This is a genomic window from Shinella sp. OV683 (assembly GCF_057787725.1).
Genome location: NZ_CM173543.1, coordinates 2,567,432 through 2,589,801, shown reverse-complemented (window position 1 = coordinate 2,589,801; position 22,370 = coordinate 2,567,432). Strand labels below are relative to the sequence as shown.

Annotated in this window: 16 protein-coding genes; 9 read left to right on the top strand and 7 right to left on the bottom strand. The window is 55.8% G+C overall.

Annotated elements, in window-relative coordinates; genetic code table 11:
* Window positions 1-2: 2 nt before the first annotated feature.
* The 3 genes from gmd to ACXHRN_RS12345 all read right to left on the bottom strand — a co-directional run bounded on the left by gmd (window position 3) and on the right by ACXHRN_RS12345 (window position 2,925).
* On the bottom strand, window positions 3-1,076 hold the full coding sequence (gmd, locus tag ACXHRN_RS12355; protein ID WP_488641600.1) for a GDP-mannose 4,6-dehydratase: 1,074 nt from the start codon (window positions 1,074-1,076) through the stop codon (window positions 3-5).
* A gap of 292 nt (window positions 1,077-1,368) precedes the next feature.
* Window positions 1,369-2,091: a transcriptional repressor LexA gene (lexA, locus tag ACXHRN_RS12350; protein WP_488641599.1), complete on the bottom strand. Its 723-nt coding sequence runs from the start codon at window positions 2,089-2,091 to the stop codon at window positions 1,369-1,371.
* 345 nt (window positions 2,092-2,436) lie between these two features.
* On the bottom strand, window positions 2,437-2,925 hold the full coding sequence (locus ACXHRN_RS12345; RefSeq protein WP_488641598.1) for a helix-turn-helix domain-containing protein: 489 nt from the start codon (window positions 2,923-2,925) through the stop codon (window positions 2,437-2,439).
* Window positions 2,926-3,188: 263 nt separating this feature from the next.
* Here ACXHRN_RS12345 and ACXHRN_RS12340 point away from each other — a divergent pair, with 263 nt between their 5' ends.
* The 9 genes from ACXHRN_RS12340 to istB all read left to right on the top strand — a co-directional run bounded on the left by ACXHRN_RS12340 (window position 3,189) and on the right by istB (window position 12,834).
* Window positions 3,189-5,192 (top strand): hypothetical protein, encoded by a 2,004-nt coding sequence (locus ACXHRN_RS12340; RefSeq protein ID WP_488641597.1) that lies wholly within the window; start codon window positions 3,189-3,191, stop codon window positions 5,190-5,192.
* A complete protein-coding gene (locus ACXHRN_RS12335) occupies window positions 5,192-5,971 on the top strand; it encodes an AAA family ATPase (RefSeq protein ID WP_488641596.1) in 780 nt (259 codons plus the stop codon). The genes ACXHRN_RS12340 and ACXHRN_RS12335 overlap by 1 nt, the downstream gene beginning before the upstream one ends.
* Window positions 5,972-6,065: 94 nt before the next feature.
* On the top strand, window positions 6,066-6,344 hold the full coding sequence (locus ACXHRN_RS12330; RefSeq protein ID WP_488641595.1) for a hypothetical protein: 279 nt from the start codon (window positions 6,066-6,068) through the stop codon (window positions 6,342-6,344).
* 94 nt (window positions 6,345-6,438) lie between these two features.
* Entirely contained in the window at window positions 6,439-6,867 is a 429-nt protein-coding gene (locus ACXHRN_RS12325; RefSeq protein ID WP_488641594.1) for a regulatory protein GemA, read from the top strand.
* A gap of 100 nt (window positions 6,868-6,967) precedes the next feature.
* Entirely contained in the window at window positions 6,968-7,705 is a 738-nt protein-coding gene (locus tag ACXHRN_RS12320) for an AbiU2 domain-containing protein (RefSeq protein ID WP_488641593.1), read from the top strand.
* A 391-nt stretch (window positions 7,706-8,096) separates the two neighbouring features.
* Window positions 8,097-8,642 carry a hypothetical protein gene (locus ACXHRN_RS12315; protein WP_488641592.1) on the top strand — a complete coding sequence of 182 codons (546 nt, stop codon included), beginning with the start codon at window positions 8,097-8,099 and terminating at the stop codon, window positions 8,640-8,642.
* A 14-nt stretch (window positions 8,643-8,656) separates the two neighbouring features.
* On the top strand, window positions 8,657-10,282 hold the full coding sequence (locus ACXHRN_RS12310) for an ATP-binding protein (RefSeq protein ID WP_488641591.1): 1,626 nt from the start codon (window positions 8,657-8,659) through the stop codon (window positions 10,280-10,282).
* 247 nt (window positions 10,283-10,529) lie between these two features.
* The gene (gene istA / locus ACXHRN_RS12305; RefSeq protein ID WP_488638460.1) at window positions 10,530-12,050 is read left to right on the top strand and encodes an IS21 family transposase; all 1,521 of its coding nucleotides are present in this window, start codon (window positions 10,530-10,532) and stop codon (window positions 12,048-12,050) included.
* Window positions 12,040-12,834 carry an IS21-like element helper ATPase IstB gene (gene istB / locus ACXHRN_RS12300; RefSeq protein ID WP_488638461.1) on the top strand — a complete coding sequence of 265 codons (795 nt, stop codon included), beginning with the start codon at window positions 12,040-12,042 and terminating at the stop codon, window positions 12,832-12,834. Before istA ends, istB begins: the two co-directional genes overlap by 11 nt.
* A 14-nt stretch (window positions 12,835-12,848) precedes the next feature.
* Here istB and ACXHRN_RS12295 read toward each other — a convergent pair whose 3' ends face one another.
* From ACXHRN_RS12295 to ACXHRN_RS12280, 4 genes are all read right to left on the bottom strand, one after another.
* The gene (locus tag ACXHRN_RS12295) at window positions 12,849-13,673 is read right to left on the bottom strand and encodes a hypothetical protein (protein WP_488641590.1); all 825 of its coding nucleotides are present in this window, start codon (window positions 13,671-13,673) and stop codon (window positions 12,849-12,851) included.
* A gap of 442 nt (window positions 13,674-14,115) precedes the next feature.
* Window positions 14,116-15,465, bottom strand: a complete 1,350-nt coding sequence (locus ACXHRN_RS12290; protein ID WP_488641589.1) for a hypothetical protein — start codon at window positions 15,463-15,465, stop codon at window positions 14,116-14,118.
* Window positions 15,462-21,713 carry an AAA domain-containing protein gene (locus ACXHRN_RS12285; protein WP_488641588.1) on the bottom strand — a complete coding sequence of 2,084 codons (6,252 nt, stop codon included), beginning with the start codon at window positions 21,711-21,713 and terminating at the stop codon, window positions 15,462-15,464. The genes ACXHRN_RS12290 and ACXHRN_RS12285 overlap by 4 nt, the downstream gene beginning before the upstream one ends.
* Window positions 21,706-22,368 (bottom strand): 4Fe-4S single cluster domain-containing protein, encoded by a 663-nt coding sequence (locus tag ACXHRN_RS12280; RefSeq protein WP_488641587.1) that lies wholly within the window; start codon window positions 22,366-22,368, stop codon window positions 21,706-21,708. The genes ACXHRN_RS12285 and ACXHRN_RS12280 overlap by 8 nt, the downstream gene beginning before the upstream one ends.
* Window positions 22,369-22,370: the final 2 nt, after the last annotated feature.

The following is a 22,370-nucleotide window of genomic DNA, read 5'->3' as shown; positions in this document are numbered from 1 at the left end:
GATCAGGCTTCTTTCATCACGGTGGCGGTCTGCATGACCTTGAGGTCTTCATTGACCATCTCGCGGCAAAGATCGCGCACGGACGTGTCATGGCTCCAGCCGAGCTTAGTATGGGCCTTGGTCGGATCACCGATCAACAGCTCGACTTCAGTCGGACGGAAATAGCGCGGGTCGATCTCGACCACGATCTTGCCGGACAAGATGTCGTAGCCCTTTTCGTCGACGCCTTCGCCGCGCCATTCCAGATTGATGCCGACATCTTCAAACGCCCAGGTGATGAACTGGCGGACCTCGGTGGTTTCGCCGGTCGCCAGCACATAGTCGTCGGGCTTGTCCTGCTGCAGCATCATCCACATGCCGCGGACATATTCGCGGGCATGGCCCCAGTCGCGCTTGGCATCGATGTTGCCGACATAGAGCTTTTCCTGCTTGCCGAGACGAATGGCAGCGGCAGCACGGGTGATCTTGCGGGTCACGAAAGTCTCGCCGCGCAGTGGGCTCTCATGGTTGAAGAGAATGCCGTTGGAGGCATGCAGGCCATAGGCTTCGCGGTAGTTGACCGTGATCCAGTAGGAGTAGAGCTTGGCGGCTGCATAGGGCGAGCGCGGATAAAACGGCGTCGTTTCCTTCTGCGGCACTTCCTGCACCAGGCCATAAAGCTCCGACGTCGAGGCCTGGTAGAAACGGGTCTTCTTCTCTAGCTTCAGGATTCGGATGGCTTCCAGCAGGCGCAACGTGCCGATGCCGTCGGCATTGGCAGTGTATTCCGGCGTCTCGAACGAGACGCGCACATGGCTCTGGGCGGCAAGATTGTAGATCTCGTCGGGCTGCGCTTCCTGAACGATGCGGATCAGGTTGGTGGAATCCGTCATGTCGCCGTAATGGAGGATGAAACGCTGGTCCTCTTCATGCGGGTCCTGGTAGATGTTTTCGATGCGGCTCGTGTTGAACGAGGAGGAGCGGCGCTTGATGCCATGGACGATATAGCCCTTGCTCAGCAGCAATTCTGCGAGATAGGCCCCATCCTGACCGGTGATGCCGGTAACCAGCGCTACTTTCTTATTGTTTTTGCTCAATAGAGTCTCCTGTCACACGCAATTGGATTGGGCAAGCCATCCATACCGCCTACCGCGCTAAGTGCGGAATCAGGCGGTAAAATGTCAAATCTCAAGGAAACCGCAGCCACACAGGCGAAAGTACAAATGCTTTCGCCATGATCCGCAATAATCTTCTGAAAAATTGAAAAGCCCCATGCGAATTTCCTTATCCGAGACGGGGAAATTTCGCAATCGCTGCAGCGTGCAAAGGTAAATGCGCAATATTACTCTCGCCGCCGCGTAATGGACGGCGAGGGACGCGCGTCACTGCTTAGTGATAGCGGCGGATCAGGCCGACAAGCTTGCCCTGGATCTTGACGCGATCGGGCCCGAAGATACGGGTCTCGTAAGCCGGGTTGGCGGCCTCGAGCGCGATCGATGCGCCCTTGCGACGGAAGCGCTTGAGCGTTGCTTCCTCGTCGTCGACGAGCGCCACGACGATGTCGCCGGGGCTGGCACTGGAGCCGTTCTTGATGATCACCGTGTCGCCGTCGAGAATGCCGGCCTCGATCATCGAGTCGCCCTTGACCTCGAGCGCGTAATGCTCACCGCCGCCGATCATGCCAGCGGGAACCGCGATGTCATGGGTGTTGTTCTGGATCGCCGAGATCGGCACGCCGGCGGCGATCCGCCCCATGACGGGAATGGACACCGAGTCGGAGCGATCGTCATTGGCGGGCGGCTTGGCAGCGACCGGCGCCGCCTGCGGCTTGCCGAGCGAACCTTCGATGACGCTTGGGGAGAAGCCGCGCTGTTGCGGCTTGATGCTCGCCGAATAGGCTTCCGGCAGCTTGATGACTTCCAACGCGCGCGCCCTATTTGGGAGGCGGCGGATGAAGCCGCGCTCCTCGAGCGCGGTGATAAGCCGGTGAATACCGGACTTCGAGGCGAGGTCGAGCGCATCCTTCATTTCGTCGAAGGAAGGCGGCACGCCGGACTCCTTCATCCGTTCGTGGATGAACAGGAGTAGCTCTTGTTGCTTTCTCGTTAGCATCGCAGCCCTCTCAGAATCGCGAAACAAATCTGGAACAAACACTATCTGTTCCATTTATGTTCTGCAAGGGCTTTAGATAAGGTTAATGATGATGGGGCGTTGTGTTGGAGGCGCGAAAGCTATTTGGGAATGGCTGTCAGAGCTATTCTGGAATGAAAATCCCTAGCGACGTCTGATTTTAAAGGGTTTTCCGGCAAAAAATAGGGTTGCCAATCGCGGCATTTGCCAACCTCAATTTTTCCATTCCAGCATAGCGATGAAGTGTTTGATTCCATTTCGTTTATTGGACAACCCAGTGCCGGAATAAATTGTAAACGTCAGTGATTGGTAAACCTATTGGTAAACCTAGCTTCTAAGCGCCTTACCGACGTCGATGAAAAACCACGCCACTTCAATTAGCTTGTCGTCATCGAGCCCTCCCCAAAGTCGCTGGATTATCTCGGCCTCGGAAGCTCCGTGCGACGCTTCGTCTCTAATATGGGAAAGTAGCCCTTCTTCAAGATCATTGAATTGTATACCCAACTTGGCAAAGTCGTGTGGTGCCAATGGCTGTGCGTAGGTCGAAGCCAGGCGGGCAAAGATTCTTGAGAGGCACGCATATAAGATCGCTTTCTCGCGTTGCACATGACCGAGCTGTTCCCACTCGTCGGCCGCAAATTCGGGGCCGGCCAGTTGTGCGATCTTTGTCCGAGCCTTGTTTGGCACAGCGCCACGTCGCCGCCAGTTCGCGATTGCCTGTTTAGAATAGCCAATTCGTGAAGCCAGTTCTTCATCCGTCTGGATGAGGAGCGCGGCTTTTAGACGTTCGATGAAAACCCGAACATGCTCATCCATTTTCTATTTGACACTCACGAAAAATGAAGTCATAGACTTCACTATGAAGTCTGAGACAACAAAACAAATAATTGCATCGCCCGGCTGCCATCTTTTTGCCGTGGTACGTGCTGGCTTTATCGCCCAAGGCACTTCACTCAGCAAGTGGTGTTCGCAAAACGGCATTTGTCGCGTGTGGGCATCCGATGTCCTTAAGGGAAAGCGAAATGGCCCAAGCGCGAAAAGACTGAGACTTCGTCTGATGAAGGAAGCGGGAGCTTTCAATGGCTAACTTCGTGGATGTCGACATACTCAGCCATGTTTCGGGTATCAGCAGACAGGCGGTTTGGAAGGCACTCAAGAATGGTAGTTGGTATGGCGCGGCGCTTGAAGTCCGGACCGCCTTCGGTCGGGGCGGCAACTCCGGCAAGCAATATCAGGTGAAGGTTTCGAGCCTTCCGGCGCATATTCAAGAGCGTTTAAAGGCCCTTCAGACCACCGATGAAGCCGTTTCAAAACTTCGTTTCGGTGATGCTGCGCAACTTGAGCGCAACTGGAAATACGATCTGATCAGCCGCGCCCTTGAACAGCCGAAGGGCAGTTCGGGCCGCAAGGCTGAGATCGACCGCCACCATGGACGCATCGTGCATGACTGGACAGGTCAGCCCACAAAGCTCTCCAAGTCCACACTTTATAAATGGATGCAGGATTTTGAGCTTTATGGGGTCCACGGTCTGACCAGCAAAATTCGGAAGGACAAGGGCGAAAAGAAGGTCTTCATAAGCCGCGCCTGGACGAATGCCGTCCCGTTCGATGATGCCATGAAATCCACAATCCAGCACGATCTGAAGCAATACGTTCGCAGCCTGATCAAAGGCGACGGTCAGTTCAAACAGACACTCGTCCTGACTTCAGAGAAGCTGAAGGAAATCACCGCCGCCTACGGCTTCCGTTTGAATGATACTACACGTGAAGAGCCCATATTCCGCATTCCACAGGCCTTTGTGCAGGAAGAGGCGCACTTCAAAGCTGTTGCGCGCCACCGCAAAGACCGAAAGGCTAGCGAGGACAACAAACCTCGCATACGCCGCACCACGGCCAATCTTGTTCCGATGGAAGTTGTGGTGATGGACGTTCACCATATCAACGTGGAGGTTCTTCGCGGTGATGGAAGCTATTCGACCCCAAAGTTGATCGCCTTTCACGACATTGCGACCAATCGCGTGTTCTGCGAGCTGATCCAATTCGATGACAGGGGCGGGGTCAGAAACAGCGATATCATAACGGCTTTCGTCAACATGTGCCAGCATCCGGCCTTTGGCGTTCCGCAATATCTTTATGCCGATAATGGATCGGAGTATGGCTTTGCGGACGATCTTGAGGATGCGCTTAAATTGGGAGCCAATGTAGTTGGCTTCAGTGGGCCGGAAGAGCGTAACCGTGTTATTCGCGCCAAACCGTACAATGCTGCCGCCAAACACGTTGAAGGCTGGTTCCGACAGTTCAATCAACAGCACGCGCGCCATATTCAAGGCTGGCGCGACGATGATCCGATGAACCCAAAGGTTCCCAAGCTCGGCAAGCGGCACGCGCCGTATCCCGGTGGATTTGACGGGTTCCGCGAAGAGTTTTTCAGCCACCTGACCGCATACGAACATATGCCGCAGAAAGGTGCACTGAAAACCTCGCCGGCGCTCGCTTTCGGTCAGCATGTTCGAAACGGTTGGAAAGCCAGCCTTCTCGATGCCGAACGGCTCCTAACAGTATTCACGCGCCCTGTGACGCGTATCGTTGATCGGCACGGCATTTCAATAAAGGACACACCGTGGATTTGCGACGGCTTGCTCGAGTTCTTTGGACGACGAGTGATTGCCCACGTGCCGAAATACCACGGCTTTGCCGAACTGCTAATCACTGACGAACACGGCGCTGAGATCGGTATCGCGGTTGCCGATCGTGCTTTCGATGTCTTGGATGGGCGAGGGGCTAAAGAAAGTGCCAGGCGCACAAGCATTCGCAACAAAGCTATCACGAAGCTTTCTAAATCCGTCCCTGACATTGATGTAGGTGCTGAGCTGATTGCCTACGGACAAAGGCAGATGCCGGTGATCCCGAACGAACCGGACGCTACAATCACGGTCAATCGGCCGGGATCGCAAAGGCGGGCAATCCTCCCTGTCGCAGCGGACAATGCTTCCTGGCTTGTAGAGGAAGAACGCATTCGGATCGCCAACCGCGAAGCCGCGGCCGCAATGGCAATGATAAGCGCCAACACTAGGAGCAATTGATGGAGCGTCCTGCCAATATACCCGCTTCTATAGTCGAGACCGAAGCCGTCTCAATTATTCGAGAGGCGGCCACACTTGCTCTTGCGCTCCGTTTCCCGGTTCATATCGTCGGCAGGCCAGGTACAGGAAAGAGTTCGTCGCTGTGGCATATCGCACGTGAAATGGGCGGTTCCTATTGCGAGGTTTCCGATCCAAGCAAAAGCACCAAAGGCATGTTCGAACTCCTGCTCGACAGCATCGGGAGACGCACAGGCAAGAAATATGAGCGCGAAATTGCGGAGGATGTCTACCACAATTTTAGTTCTCAAGAAGTCTATAAGGACGGTCGTTGGCAGCATGTCCAGCGATTGCTTGTGGTGGACGAAGTTCAAACGCTTGAGGCAACGGCGTTCCGGGAACTCCTACGTGTCCAAGAAAAATGCGATATGGGTTTGGTTTTAGCCGGCAATGCCGAGCGCCTTGCGGGCACAACGCGTGATGCTCGCACCTGGGAGCAAATTGAAAGCCGGATCGCCGTCCGCAGGGCATTGCCGGGACCGAACAAAAATGACTGCGAGCTGATTGGCAGCACCTACAATGTTGAGGGTAAAGATGCCTACGAGGCCCTATGCGCCTTTGGAAGGCGAACCAACTTCCGCGATCTGACGCAACTACTCGAAATTGCGAAAAGGTTGACAGGCGGTGCTACCGGCATCCGCAAAAATCATCTGGAAACCGCGCTTCGCGTCGCAAATTCTAAACCCGAAGCCATGAAGCTATTGAAATCCGAAGCGGCCTAACCGTCGCTGCTGACTTCCCATCACATGAAACCAATCACCTCCGCGCCTTTGTGTGGCGTAGTGCGGAGCTATGCCCAAAAAGGAGAAACTGAAAATGTCTGACACATCTGATTTGCTTGACGAAATGGAAATGGCGGTATCCGCTATAAAGTCCTTTGGAATAATGCTGGAGCATACCTTGCGGTCCGGTGAGAACATAAGTCCTGATACAGACGGCGTTTGGATCTTGTTGAAGCGGCAATGCGATGACTTGGACGATGTACGTAAGGAACTCATCAAGCAGATCGCTGATATCAGGGCCAACAAGCTCGAAATCAGGAACTCCGAACGGATTGCTGAGTGGGCTGGCGTGTCCCAATACGTTGTCAACTGAGTGATCGCCATGGCGACGGGCATCATCCTTGGCCCGCCCACGGAACGGCATTCGGCACATCCGCCTCATGCATCGAAGGCTCGGGAGGTTGCCGATGCGTAACAGCCCGTCAAATGCTGCGATCACCAAAAAGCAGATCGGCCTGTTGCACGTCGCCAAACGTGATCTCGGGCTTGATGACGAAAGCTACCGGGCAATCCTTGCCCGGTACGGTCGCGCTGAGAGCGCCGCTGATCTCGATCTTGCGGGCTTCAACCAGGTCATGCGATATTTTACTGCCTGTGGTTTCCGTTCGACCTGGACGAAGCGAACCTATGGTTATCGCCCGACGATGGCGACCCCTCCGCAGATTGATTTGATCCGGTCTTTCTGGATTAGATTTTCCGGTGCGAGTGATCCCGACGATGCCGAGTTGAACAAATGGCTGGAGCGGTTTCACAAGGTGTCCGCGTTGCGCTTCGTCGACAACAAAAAAGCCGCGAAGGTGATTTCGTCGCTCAAAGCGATGATCGCTCGCAGATAGGATCAAAATTAAAGCGGCTTCAAAGGCCGAGCGCGAGCGTTTTGGTAAAAGTTGGTGTAGCACTTGGGTTGAGCGCGGCTTGCGCTCTGTGGAGGTTTCTATGGCTTGGCCGAACAATTTGACTGCCGACGAGCGATTAGACGCCGCCGCCGCCAAAGTGGAAGTGATCACTTCCAATCTGCGTGCCGCGATCCAATTGTTCGAGAGCAACCGCTTTTTCGTGTTCGATCGGGACTTCGATGCAAAGATCCCGGAAAAGAAGGAAGGAATGCTTCTGCAATTCCTGCAACACACATCGGTACGATCATTGGTGATGGATACATGCCGGCTCTGGGATAGAGCAAGCGAAGATCGGGATAGTCTTCCGACTATATGCGCACTGATTGACAACCCGGATGTTTTGAATCGTCAGAGAGAACGCCACTTGGCGAACTCTAAGGCCCACCGGCATCTACGCGGAGAGAACCGGCAGATATTGGAATGGGTGGTAAGGATAAGCGATGAAGACGCTGAAAAGGTGGCCGATGAACGTCATGCGGCACTTTCAGCAATCGCCCCGGCTCTCAAGGATTTCTTCGAGAACGCGGCCCTGCTTGCGCGACTTCGCGACTTTCGCGATAAGCACATTGCGCACTCGCTTTCCAGCAAGCCGGCAAAGGCTGATCTTCCGTTCTTCGGAGATGCGGGCGACCTTCTGAACCTTAGCGAGCCCTGGGTTGAAGAGCTTGTCAAATGCCTTTGCTACAGCAATTTTCCTTGGAAGAAATATCACGACGATGCCGCCGAAACCGCTGCTAAGTTGTGGGGCGCTTGCCGGTTTGAAATCACGGCAGCTTGAACCGACTCGAGGAAGATTGCCTTGGTCGTTTGCCAAGAGGCTCGTTGCGGTGCTACAAGGCGGTTGGATCCATGGCTACGGCCACCGACGGCCGTCGTGTAAGCTATGGGACAGAGCGCGCCGTCGGTGGCGCGCTCCTGTTGGTTTACGGTTGCTGGATATTAACGCTGTCAGGCTGTTGTCACCATACGTCCGTCAGCCGAGGCCGCTATCCGGCCCTCCGTAGGTTGGCGGCTGGGGTATATTCGGATGGCGAATTGCCCCTTTTTTGCGCCTCGCAAACTTTTTAATCTCTAGTATGTGGACGACTGACAGCTGTCAGCCCCGGTGTCAGCTGACACCGTGCCAAGCAGATCCTCCAAGACCTATAAGGTTTGTGAGGATGCGCGCCATGACAAGCAAGAATGACGATTACCCGGTATTGGATTTGATCCGCGACAAATGCGGCGCTGATATTGCGGAGCAATTGCAGGCCGCATTTGGAGGATGCCGACTTTATGTTGGCCGGCCAGACAAGCTTAATGAACAATCGCCTCTCGTAAAAAAGTTGGGTTGGACCGCTGCTTTGAAGGTTGCGGAAGCTGCCGGTGGTGTTCCGATTGATGCAATAGTTCCGCTTGGCGATACGTCAATGCACTCCAACCGAACTGATGCGATCGAGAACGGCTTGAGGCAAGGCAGATCCGTTCGCGACGTTGCGCGAGAAGCAGGCGCGCACGAACGGACGGTTTTCCGCATCCGGAAAAAGCTGAAGGAACAAGAGACACCCGATGTCTTACGCATGCTCTCACGAGGTCGGGCAGTCGATGATATCCGTCGCTTCACTATTCTTTCCACCAAGGAAATTGGTCATCTTCGCTCACGGCTAGTTGCTGAAGGCAAACTACGGCCTGCGAGCGCATCAACCCCAACAAATCCCGATTTCAATCCCTCCTGAAAGGCAGGTAACGCATGTCCATGTCCGGTTCGCAATATCGTGTTGTCGATCCCATTCTTTCCACCCACGCCCGTGGCTATCGTCATCAGGATCGCGTCGGGCATCTGCTGTTCCCCTCGGTTGATGTTGCGGTTTCAGCCGGCAAGGTCATCGAATTCGGCAAAGAGAGTTTTATGCTCTACAATGCCCGCCGCGCGCCAGGCGCTTCCACCAAGCAGGTGGAATTCGGCTATCAGGGCAAGCCTTACGCGCTTGTCCAGGACAGTCTTGACGGCAAGGTGCCTCGCGAATTTGCGCGTGATGCCGCCGCAATTCCGGGGGTCGATCTCGGCATGCGGTCGGTCAATCAGGTGATGAACTCGTTGACCCTTGGCCTTGAATACGAGCAGGCGCAGATAGCAACCACCGCTGCGAACTATGACGCCAATCACCAGCTCGTGCTTGCCGGTGCCTCGCAATGGTCGAACGCTGCCAGCAATCCGATTGCTGACGTTGAAGCGGCACGGCAGGCCGTTCGTTCGGCCAGCGGCATGTATCCAAACGTCATGGTCGCCGGGCCGAAGCCCTACGGCGCACTGAAAACAAACGCTAAGATTGCCGCCAAGTTCGCCAACACCGATATTGTCACGGCGCAGATGCTCGCTGCTTTGTTCGAGCTCGACACCGTTGCCGAGGGCCGCTCGGTTGTTTCGTCTGATGACGGCGTCTTCTCCGACATCTGGGGCAATTACGTCATCCTCGGTTATGCGCCGAAGACGCCCAGCGGTTTTGAGGAACCGAGCTATGGCTACACCTACACCATGAAGGATTATCCCTTCGTGGAAGAGGCCCGCTGGGATGGCGGCACCAAGAGCCATATTCGCCTCTTATCCGATCAGATAAAAGAGGAGTGCATTAAGCAGCACACTCCGGACGAAATGGGAAAGTATGGCACCTATGACGATTTTGCCCTGGGCAACTGCAATTCATTAAACGTCCGCATCGAAAACTATTTATCTTCTCCAGAAATGCGGTGTCTTTTCTCTGATGAAGGCGCTGACATATGTGACGAGATAAAGAAATTCATTGCCGATCCAGACCAGCACGCGCTTGTTCTTTCTTTCGAGCATGTCAGCTTCAAATATAATGCACGCGAGCTGCTGTTGAACGCGCTTGGCCGCTACCTGCTCGGCCTAGCGCGGCAGAACTCTTTTCAAAGGTGTCCACTTGTCTGCTTCCTTGACGAAGCCCACCAGTTTATCGGTCGGTCGATAGGCGATGATACCAACCACGTCATGCTGGATGCTTTCGGCCTCATCGCAAAGGAAGGCCGAAAATATGGGTTGACGACAACGATAGCCACACAGCGCCCCAGAGACGTTCCTTCGGACGTCTTGAGCCAGCTAGGCACGCTGTTCGTCCACCGTCTCACGAACGATCGCGACCGGGAAACTATCGAGCGATCATGCGGAGAATTGGATCGCGACGCTGCGGCATTCATTCCCTCGCTCGCTCAAGGAGAAGCGATCATCGTTGGTCCAGAGCTTCCGGCCCCACTCCCTGTGCTCATTGATCGACCAGAGAAAGGGCAGCAGCCAGAGTCCCATGGACCTCGCTATCAAGCTTTCTGGGGGACGTCCACCGGCTCAAGCAAAAACTGAGATTTAGAGCCGTGCGATGGCAGGAACGCGCCCTCATGTCGGCCATGGAGATCGTCCCGGCTTGGGCCCGAAAAAAAACACTGCTCTAAGCAAGGCGCGTAATAAGCTAGAGGTGAGCGGACTATCGCGCAAAATGTTGGTTTCCACGCAGAACTGAGCCGGTTAGGCGCATAATTTCCATTGAGAATTGAGCCATGTGAACCTTCCCCCCAACGCGGTCAGCGACGGGGGCAACGGAGTGATCCACATGGGACTTTTAAATATTATCCGGCGGATGGCGCTGCGCGAGAAGCAGTCGATCCGCGAGATCAGCCGGCGTACTGGGCTGTCACGCAACACGATCGCGAAGTATCTGAGCGCAGGCACCATCGAGCCGACGTTCACGGTACCGGAACGACCGAGCAAGCTTGATCCCTTTTCCGACAAACTGGCTGGCTGGCTGAAGACCGAGGCCGGGAGGTCGCGCAAGCAGCGCCGAACGCTGAAGCAGCTTCATGCCGATCTGGTGGCTCTTGGCTTTACCGGCTCCTATGGCCGGGTTGCCGCTTTCGCCCGTGATTGGCGGGCTGAGCAGCAGACGACGGGCCGCGGCATATTCGTTCCGCTATCTTTCCGCCCAGGCGAAGCATTCCAATTCGATTGGAGTGAAGATTATGCCGTGATAGGCGGCGAGCGCACGAAGCTTCAGGTTGCACATATCAAGCTATCGCACAGTCGGGCCTTTCTGGTCAGGGCCTACCTACTGCAAACGCATGAGATGCTCTTTGACGCCCACAGGCACGGCTTCCGTGTGTTTGGCGGCGTACCTGGTCGCGGCATCTACGATAACATGAAGACAGCGGTCGATCGGGTGGGTCGCGGCAAGGAGCGACAGGTCAACATCCGCTTCCTCGCTATGACGAACCACTACGTCTTTGCACCTGAGTTCTGCAATCCGGCGGCAGGCTGGGAGAAGGGTCAGGTCGAGAAGAACGTCCAGGATGCTCGTCCACGACTGTGGCAACAGATGCCTGACTTCCCGGACTTGGCGGCATTGAATGCCTGGCTGGAACAGCATTGCCAGGACCTGTGGCGGGACACGGCGCATGGCACCTTGTCCGGTTCGATCGCAGATGTTTGGGCTGATGAGCGGGCAGCATTGATGGCATTGCCTATCGCGTTTGACGGCTTCGTCGAGCAGAGCAAGCGCGTCTCGCCGACATGCCTGATTACCTTTGAGCGGAACCGCTACAGCGTGCCTGCGTCTTTTGCCAACCGGCCCGTCAGCCTGCGGATTTATCCCGAGCGACTGGTCGTTGCGGCGGAGGGCAATATCCTATGCGAGCATGAGCGGGTCATTGAGCGCAGCCACGACAAACCGCCGCGAACGATTTACGATTGGCGACATTACCTTGCCGTCATCCAGCGCAAACCCGGTGCCTTGCGCAATGGTGCACCCTTCCTGGAATTGCCGTTGCCCTTTCGGCAACTGCAGGACCAGATGCTTCGCCGCCCCGGCGGTGATCGCGAGATGGCCGATATCCTTGCCCTTGTCCTTCATCACGACGAACACGTCGTACTCAGGGCTGTGGAACTCGCCCTGGATGCAGGAGTAGCGACCAAGACGCATGTGCTGAATCTGCTGCATCGGCTGATCGACGGCAAGACGGCTGACGGTCCCGACATCGATACGCCACAGGCGCTGACCTTGCTGCGTGAACCCAAGGCCAACGTCGAACGCTACGATGGCCTACGCGCCCGGATCGCAGGAGGTCGCCATGCGTCATGATCCCGCAAGTGCTGCCGTCGTCATCATGCTACGGAGCCTCAAGATGTATGGCATGGCCCAGGCCGTCACAGACCTTATCGAGCAAGCGGCTCCCGCCTTTGATGCGACCGTGCCCATCCTGTCCCAGTTGCTGAAGGCTGAATTGGCCGAGCGCGAGGTTCGCTCGATCGCCTATCACATGAAGGCTGCCCGCTTCCCGGCTTATAAAGACCTCTCCGGCTTCGACTTCGCCGCCAGCGAGATCAACGAGGCCACTGTGCGCCAACTACACCGATGCGAGTTCATGGATGGGGCGCAGAACGTTGTCCTTATCGGTGGCCCTGGCACTGGTAAAACGCATGTCGCGACCGCTCTTGGAATCCACGCCATCGAGCATCATCGCCGCAAGGTCCGCTTCTTCTCGACCATCGAACTGGTCAATGCTCTCGAGCAGGAGAAGGCCAAGGGCAAGGCAGGTCAGATCGCTGAGGCCCTGGTACGGCTCGACTTGTTGATCCTGGACGAGTTGGGGTATCTGCCGTTCAGCGCGTCCGGCGGTGCATTACTCTTTCACCTGCTGAGCAAGCTTTACGAACGCACCAGTGTCATCATCACCACCAATCTCAGCTTCAGTGAATGGGCCACCGTATTCGGTGACGCCAAGATGACAACCGCTCTACTCGACCGCCTGACCCATCGTTGTCATATCCTGGAAACCGGCAACGACAGCTTCAGATTCAAAGCCAGCTCGGCGGCGGCAGCCCAGAAGAGAGGAGAAAAAGCCAACCCCTTGACCAAACCCTGATCAGAAAATCATACTTAGAGGTGGCTCACTTCTCGGTGGAAAAACCGGCTCAGTTCCGCGCGGAAACCAACAACATATCCAGTAGGGCGAATCGGCAGCGGTGCGGCCTTGGCAATCACCTCTCGAAGCAGCGGAAACGCGTCGGTACGGTCAGTTTTCGCCTTGGCCACTGCTCCGGTGAGCTCCCGCAGGACCGCATCGGTGCGATCGGCGGGGACGTGATGCTTCTGGCGTAGGCGCTCTGCACATCGGATCTGCAGCGCATCGTCGTCTATCTGATCCAGGACAACGACCCGGCGGAGGGCGTCACGGACTTTACCCACGTCGGCATCTCTCGCAAAGGCCGAGTTGTGGGCTTTGCGGTCGCCTTTTAATTTGCCATCCTCGTCTCCCGGGACTTCGGCAACGGCGAATGCCTGAATGAGCGCGTCGGTGTGCGATTCGCTGATCTGCGTCTTGGAGTGTCGCTCTCCAATCCAGCTGTGGCTCGCCAAGTATCGTGACGAGGCGTCATCTGCGCGGCCGCTCATGACCAGAAGCGCAAGCCGTTTGGGGTCGGCGATAAGCCGCTCGAGCAGAGTGTTGTCGGCGCGCCTAGGCGGAGTATGAGCGAGGCAGGTTGCAAGGGCGGCGAGCGACACAGCCGCTCCGGCGCCCTTCACCTGTATCTCACATCGCGAGATGTCATGTCTCGCTGCAAAGACCAGCTCTCCGTCCTCGCCGCCGTCCGGCTCGACAAAGAACGCGGCATCGCTTTCAGACCAGAAGCGCAGCATAATCTCGACGCAGACGAGATCCTGGAATGCAAACTTCTGTGGCGCAGTGATCGCTATGGTCATGAGATCTTTTACCCCATCAGCTCAGCATTAAAAGGTGGTTCAAGACTAATTATCACCTTGAATGCGCCGCTTCACTTCCACTGAACGCTGTGTCGAACAGGTTGAAAGTAAGCTGTCAGCTTTGGCCATTCTCCATTGCTATCACCAGCTCAATCGGCTCGCTCGTGGCTATCGACCCGTTGTGAAGCAACATGGAAGCCCATTCGCAGCATGGTTCGAACTGAACTGCTCCACGTCCAACCACTGAGGCGCGGATGTCCACTTCGTCGATGGCCGAACGGCGGCTACTCGTTCTCACAGCTGCGCTGCGTGCGTATTTGGGTCTGTTGTTCGTGGCGATCCGTGCCGAAGGTCATCGGAATTGGCCTTGTGTTCTTCAGTAATGCGTTGGGGTCTCGTGAGGACGATGATCGCGCGATCACCACAGGTCTTTCGAGAATTGCTATTTTCGCAACGCTTGGGTCACCGGAACTTCGACGACCTCGCCCAAACTAACGGCAGCTTCTGCGGCAACACGTTTTACCGGAGTGGCCCCGACACCGAGCGCTTTGATGATCGACAGGCTCCCACCATTTGCTGAGAGCGCCTCTTGGAGTTTCGAAAAATCTCCGCAAAACTCGGTCTCCGCTGCGATGTCGAAAGGCGCATTGCTGGCGCCGATTGGTCCAAACGCCACTGTTCGTACTTGCATCGCCTTACTCGGATCGCCCCCTACTTCGACGCCGTAGCCCTGCGATTTCTGGCTTCGCAAAACCACTTTGCCGTTCTCAACCCATGCCGTTTGCATTCCTTCCTGGACCTCGTATCCAAGCTCAGCCAGGCCCTCAAGAATGGCCGCTCGTCTATCGATATCGGCCTGCCTCGCCAGCATTTCTTCTAACGTGCCGTTGGCAATCGCTACCAGTCGTTCAAGCTCATTCAATGAAACAGAAGACCCCAAGACCGTGTCGATCTCGACGACCATGTTCATCGCCTCGTGCGAAGAGCTCCTACGGAGCTGAACCGCAATCGCCGAGAGGCGTTGGATCGCAGCGGCATGTGCAACTGCATTCTGCCGTGCATCTGCGATATCGGCTGCAAGACTATCGATCAGCAGCGACCGACGTGACGATCGTTCATCGACGGTTTGTTTTACCCGAACCTCGAACGTCTCGGCGCGGTTCGGGTCGAAGGATTTCAACTCGGCAAACCTTCGGTGCAGCTGCCTGACAGCATTGTCGTCAGGATCCAAAGGTTGGTGTTTGAGCCACTGCTCGAGTGTTATGCGAACCTCTCCGTTGCCCAGTTTCTCTGCAAGCTCGCGTTGCCGATCTGATATTCCATAGCTATCAAACGGTCCCGAAAGAGTATTGAATCCTTCGGATATGGCGCGGCTGAGTTCAGCCTGAGAGATGCTTGCCGGACGCATGAGGGCAGGGGAGACGGCCATGCCTTTCTTTTGCAGGGCGTTTGCAAGTAAAGCCGCTGCTCGTATCCGCCGGGTGTCTTGCATCTGGACTTCCGCGGCTTTTTCCGCTGCGCGTTCGATCCGTTTTTCAATATCGACCTGGAGAAAAGCTATCTCCTGGGGGACCTGCTTTTGGATCGCGTCAAATTGGTCCGTAGCCAAGAGGGCGCGTATTTCCGCGACGCGAGCGTTAATCATCTGGAGATCTGTGTCAGTAGTGACGCCGTTTCTTTTTCCAACGCCCGACCAATGATCTAGTGCTGCCTGGAGACTTGCCAACAAGCCCTGGCAGATCGCGATGATTTCGTCTCGCGTGACAATCGTTACGACCTTTGGCCCGCTCATTCGGCAGCCTCCTTGAAGATCACGTCGGCGATCGTTTTTCGCAAACGCTCCTGCTCTTCGTCTCTGGAATGGTACCACGCTTGAGAGGATAGACGATGGATCACCGGTATCGAACGGCCGAGAACTGACGGACGCCAGACTTCTCTAGCGCGTGCGCTGTCGAGAATACGATGTCGGGGTGCATCGCATTCGATGCCTAGGCCGTAGAGGCCCGTGCGAGGATCTTCGATGGCAAAGTCCAGCCCAAAAGCGGAACCGTCATTCCCGCGGTCCGCGGCAACCCCAATTTCGGCCAGGTAGCCCGCAACCGAGGCAGCGAAGCCATCAAGCTCGTCGGCTTGCCGGAAGCGAGACCCGCTACGATCAGTCAGCATTCTATCAAGGAGTGCGCGACCATTATCAAAGTCGCCATCGGACATCGAGCGTGCATATTCAAGGTAGCCCTGAAGGTAGTCGCGAGGGCTTACAGGCTTTCGACGGCTGCTGAGCATATCTGAGATGTCAGAGATCGGCATCGAGGTCACCATGATGACCTTGGATTTGGCACGGGTGACAGCGACGTTGAGCCGACGTTCTCCACCCTTCTGGCCGAGAACCCCGAAGTTCCTGCGGAACGTACCCTGAGCATTCCGTCCAAAGGTGCTTGAGAAGACGATGTAATCGCGCTCGTCGCCCTGAACGTTCTCTACGTTTTTCACGAAAAACCCGACGTCCTCGCCCTTTTCAACCCGTTCTCGTTCGCGCCCAAGCATGCTTCGGAACCAATCGTCATCCTCGGCTCGGCCTTCAAGAGTTTCTTCGATAAGATCCGCTTGCTTGCGATTGAACGTCACAACGCCGATTGTTGGTGCTGCTGAGGAGCTGCGCCAGATATTTGCAAGGACCTCGACAACCTTGTCGGCCTCGGCCTGGTTAGACTGGTCGCTGTAGATGCCATCTACCCGGATGACCTCGATCGGCTTTGCTCGGCGGACCTCTTCTTCCGGGTGTTTAACGGGGACACTCAAGCGACCAGCGTAGAACGAGCTATTTGAGAATCCGATGAGCTCACCATAGGTCGATCTGTAGTGTATTTGAAGTGTGGTTGTTGGCAGTGCTGACTTGCCTAGTTGCAGAAGGTCTGGACAGTCCTTGATTTCGCGGCGGTTCCACGTCTCGTTGTACGTCTCACGTTCCACCTCAGTAGCGTCTTCGTCGAGGTCCTCGCCATCGAAGACATCAGCTTCATCATTTTCAACGCGGCTAGCAAAGAAGGCTGTTGGTGGCATTTGCTTCTCATCGCCACTGATCACCACGATTTGGCCACGGAAGAGACTAGGCAACGCATATTCGACCGGCATCTGAGATGCCTCGTCGTAGATGACGGTATCGAATAGGTTTTTCCGGAGCGGCAACAGCCTGCTAGCGACGTCAGGATTCATGAGCCACACGGGCCGGAGTTCTGTCAGGCCCAGATCAACGCCCTTGTCCAGAAACTCGCGCAGCCGCTGCGCGCGTTGACCCCTCAATCGAGTGATCGCTTCCCAATCTCGGGCAGGCGCAATTCGTGAGATGTCGATACCACGGATCAACATCTGCCTGTTAAAGCGTCTCATGGCATCTTCGGCTTCAGCCACGGATCGGATTTTCGATTGAAGCTCTGCTGCCTCATAAAGCAGTTTCGGGTCATTCGCCTCCAATCTGGATTTCCAAGCCAACATGGCCTCACGCTTGATGATGCGCCTGACCTGATCTTCGAGGTGCTGAGACGGAAGCAGTTCCAAAGCTTCGGTCAACGACCTCAGGCCTTTAAAGATGTCGAGAGCCATCGGCGGCAAACCGTGCGTCCGAATTCGGAACCTTTGGAAAGCTTCCAGAGTAGGTCTCGCCTGAAGGATCAATCCAATTGCCGAACCGTTTTGTCCGTTTTCGTTTATGGCCAGCAGTCTGTCGGAGACCCAATTCGGGTCAAACCACTGAGCTGCGTTCGCCAATGCCGCGCGGCTGAACTGCTGACTTTCGTAACGGTCAAACGCTTGCTGTGCGCTGTCACGCAGCGCTTCAAAAGCGGATCTCGTCGCGCTCTTGATAACGATTTCAATCACAGGAGATGGATAGCTCGAGGCTCTGGAGGCAAGGCCATTCACCCTTGCTATGGCTTTTCCCCGGTGGACCGTGATGGCCATGAGATCTTCAATGCTGAGGTCGTCGGAGATCATCGCAGCTTCGCCGAACGGCCGCAGCGTTTCGGCGAGTTCGCGCCTGATTGGGCGGAGCTGTTGCTCCCAAAGCAGTGTTGAATGAAATAGCGGAATGTCTGCAGGAAGACCCACGGAATGCAAAAAACTCTCGGTCTTTCGCTTGCGGAGCCAACGAAATGGGCTGATGCTGCTAAAGAACGACGGTGGCGACAAGAGCTCTGCGGCTAGAGCGCTCCATTCAGAAAGACCTTGGTCGGAGAGGCCTACCGCTGCGAGTGCATTCTCCTTGGAGGGCCGAGGACCCTTCAGATTGGCGACTCCATCATAGAGCTTGCGTAGATGGCGAGCTGATAACATCGCCTGGCTCGTACCGTTTTCATCGTCGCAGAGGTGATACCAACGAGCCAACTCTTGCCGCTCGTCGTCGTTCAGTGACAGAAATTCATGCTCGTTTTGGTCGAACCACATCCTGAACGGTGTCGGGTCGACCATGGGTGTTGCGCCCGCAGTTCGGTTGAAAACCGTTGCTCGCTCCGTCTCGCTCCGGATGAAGCTGTTGACGTCCCCATCAAACGCCGCAACATTCGCACTATCCGGGTTAAATGCCTTAAGGCTGTGAAGTGGGTTTTCCTCATATCGTGCTGGCAGCCAGTATCGCGTTTGCGGCGAAACAGCTTCGGCCAACTCAGCGACGCTGCCAATGTCCAGTGGAGCCAGGATTCGTCGAAGTCCTGGCACATCAATTGGGGCTTCTGGTGTTTCAATGGTAATCAGATCACCGATGAGGCTGCGGTAGGAGATGCCGGTCTGATCGTCAATGTCGTGAAGAGCTGCATGGTGGGCGTTCAAGTCGTCTTCGATTGCCTGGATGCGGGTTGCCCAGCTCTGACGGTCGCGTTTCCATCGATCGCTCGGGGGATCATTTTGAAGTGCTTCGAGTTGATCTCTGACTGCCTGGATGATTGGCCCACGGTCTTGATTAACGTCCGTAACCAGAACAATGCGATCTGCGAGGCCCTCGGCATCCAAGCGCTTTTTTACAACTTCGAGCGCAGCCTGCTTTTGGCAAACGATAAGAAGGCTCTTTTTTCGTCCAATCGCATCTGAGACCATATTCGTAATGGTCTGGCTTTTCCCAGTTCCGGGTGGACCTTCGATTAAGAGCCCAGGCGCAAATCTTGCCTCAAGAACAGCGGCTTCTTGGGAAGGATCGCTTGCCACGGTGAAGTATCGGTCGATCTCGGTGGGTTTCTCGCGTTGCACGCTTACCGGAGGCTCATTTGACACCTTCAGAGCCGTGTCGAGCGCACTGCCGTGGATATCCTTGCCCTTGAGTTGGCGGAGGTCTTCAACGATCGCCTGTCCCATGTAGGCTAAGTGGAAGAATACTGCCGCGCAAGCGATGGCGTCCTTTCCAAGGGCTGCGTTGGCGTCCTTGTTCGGAAGCGAAACGAGTGTTCGCCCGTCAATCCTAGCAAGGCCCCCGAAGCCGTCGACGACATCTGCTGCTGTCAAGGTCGCCCTGCCAAGGAGGTCATCTGTCGCCTCCTGCCAACGTCGGGCCGCATCGATACCGATCATACCTTCGAAACCAGGGTTTAGACGCACTTCATTGCGATCGCCATCGAAGGAGACATTGGCGTGACCCCGATTGCCGACTTCGGGTATTACGCGCACCGGCCATAGCAAAATGGGAGCAATCTTCGGCTTACGGCGATCGTCACCATGCACAAGAAACGGAAAGCCGAGGTACAGGCCGTCAATTCCGGTATCACGTTTGTAGAGTGCGGCATGGGCATGGAGCGATCTGAGGCGTCGTTCGAGAGTCTCACTCAAGCCGAATGCTGCAGGATCGAGATGTTCAGTTCGATCTGTCCTCGCCAACAGGAAATCGAGAAGGGCCGCAGCCGGGCGACGCTCTGTTCCCAACTCCATCAAATCTACGCGCGGCGTCGTCTTGCCAATCACCATCCTGGTGAGAGGGCCGCGCAGGATGCTGCCTGAAATCTTCTTTGAGAAGTAGTCCAACAGCGTGGAGACATACTGCTGCTTGGGTGGTTCGCGCCACTGGTCTGCGGGCAACGACAGCACGATAAGAGCTCTGTCCAGACCAATCCGTCGGTCAAGCCGAAACTGGTCCGCCCATTCATCGACTCTCTCGATCCCGCAGCGTGCGAAGCCGGAAAGCCGGATGTCGATAGAGGCGTGCAGCTCTCTGCGCGAACAGCTGAGGAGTTTTCGCGCATTCTCCTTGTCGAACGAGCCGACATTCGCGCGTTGAGCAGTAGCGGCCGCTTCGTCCAAGATCTCGTCGACGGTCCGGAACTGGCCCACGTCCGCCGACAACAGCAAAATGTAATCTTCGTCGGTGGTCTGTCTGCGTTCAAATAGGGAATTGAGACCGGGGTGCCCAGTATCTGGAAGGAGCCGACGCTTCTCAGTCCAAAGAGCGGCCAATCGTGCTTTGGAATTAGATAGTAAGTGGATCCGAAGATCTTCTTCATTCAAGGCGATATCGAATTGGCGTGCCTTTTCGCGGACTGAAAGCCCGCGCTGCTTGAGACGCTGAATCCAATCCTCCACGCCGAGACGGGCAAGAACGTCCGACGCTGGTCCGAAAATCAAATCGGAACCCTCGACAGGATGATCCAGGAGCCAGCCGGGGGTGACTATGTTACCTTTCACGATCAAAGGCATTGCTGGGTAAAGAATCTTGAGAGCGAGCGATAAGCGAAGATCGTCGGCCAATCCCTCTATATGGGTCAATCGCCGGAGAGCTGATTGGATGGCATCGCTAAAGCCAGCATCTTCAGCCCAATGACCGATGTAACCGCGAGCAGCTTGTTCTCTCGCTTCATCCCAGTTGGCGGGCTCTGCAGCTGCCAGCGCATAGGTTGACGCTTTTGAACACTGCATTCCCGCGAGCGTGATATGTGCGCGCCCTGCAGTTTCGGTCGGATCGATTGCTTCTTCATGTACCGGCACAACTTCGCCGTCGACCCAAGCGCGGACTTCCGGCCACTGCCACCGGTTTCTATGGTCACGCGCCAGCAATCCTTTCAGCAGGATTTCAATCGACGGATCGAGGCCATCCGGTATCGTGATGCCCTTGGTCAAGACGTGTATGAGAAAGGCTCTGGGATTGATGCCTGCGAAGCAAGCGCCACTGGTTACAATCTCAAGGACGACGACGCCAAGGCTCCACCAATCTGATGCTGCGGCAACGCCCCCGGCAATGGCCTCAGGTGCCATGTATTGCGTTGTCTCAAGAGGCGCAACAATGTCCAAATCATAGTCAGAGAGACGAGCGGAGCCGAATCCTGTTACAACGAGGTCAAGTGGCCTCATCGTGCGAATGAGGATATTCGACGGAGTGATGTCCCTGTGCCGAAGTCCCGATTGGCCGAACGACGCCAGCGCTTTTCCGATCTCAAACACGACTGATCGAACAATCCCGAGGTTGCGTGGATCCAGGGCAACATCATCGAGACTACCGCCCTTTATCTCTTCGGCAATTTCAAACGCTCGGTCTTGCCAACGTCCAACTTCAAAGATGCGCGGGAGGTGATCTTCGGACATGCCGCGGATAGCATCATACACTGCTGGATCTGGCTCAGAACCATCCGCGTATAGAGTAAGTACCCCGCGAGCTCCATTTGCTTGGTTTGTTGCTATGAAACGCTCGCGAATTGCGCTGGTCGAAACCAGTTTAGACTCGATTGTCCAACCCGAGATCTCAGTGGCGGCTTCTATTGTTGTGACGGCAACGGACTCAGCAGCACCTCTGGCGGTAGAGTCATCGTTGGTTTCATCAACGATTTCTTCTCCGCAAACCAGGCAGATCAGGTCACCTGGATCTGCAGGATGACCATTGGGGCAGGTTCTTCCTTCGGCAATTTGTGTCGCGAGCGTTAGTGTGTCGGCCGCGACGGGCTCTCGCTCGCCCGGCTGGCGCGGAGCAACCGATGTAAGGTCCCAATTGCATGTGGCGCCGTCATCCAGAACCGCCTCACAAAAGAACTCCGAGATCGGCCGCTCTGTATCGCAATTTGGGCAAAGTCTAATCATGCGTAATCATTCGGTCAGATGACCGATCCTGCGTCGTAAAAACTTGGTGATGCCTAGAGGAAAGCAGGTCCTGCAGTCGCCGGAAATCATTTTCACGCGGAATGCCCGCCATCCAAAACTCGCCGTCGTCGCTGACCATCAAATCAAGTCTGCGATCGTCGGTGGTCGCTATTCGGTCGTACTCCGCGAACCGTGCCGTGCCGAGGTCCGTGAAAACTGTGAGACGTTGATTATCGCTTCCACGTAGCGCAAGCGTTTGACCACTTTCGGGTGAATAAGGGTCGGTAATTATCGCATCGATGAGCCCATGCAGATCAGACAGTTCATTCTGGATCGCTTCCAGCGAATAGCCCGAGAACACCAGGATGTCCTTCGTGGCTATGGCGCGGATGCGCTCGAGCAAAGTCTTCAATCCGATAGGCTGATCGAAAGGTTCTCCACCCGAAATGGTGACTCCATCGGCCTCATTGAGCCAAGGTCGGAGCGCGTCAATTAACTCGTCCACCGACGTCACGCCTCGCTTTGCGGCCCAGGTGTCGGACGACACGCACCCTTGGCACCTTATCGAACATCCCTGTGTCCATATCCCCACGCGGCGCCCCGGTCCAAGCGTCGTGACGGGAAAATGAAGTCTAGAAATAGCGATGTCGACCATGA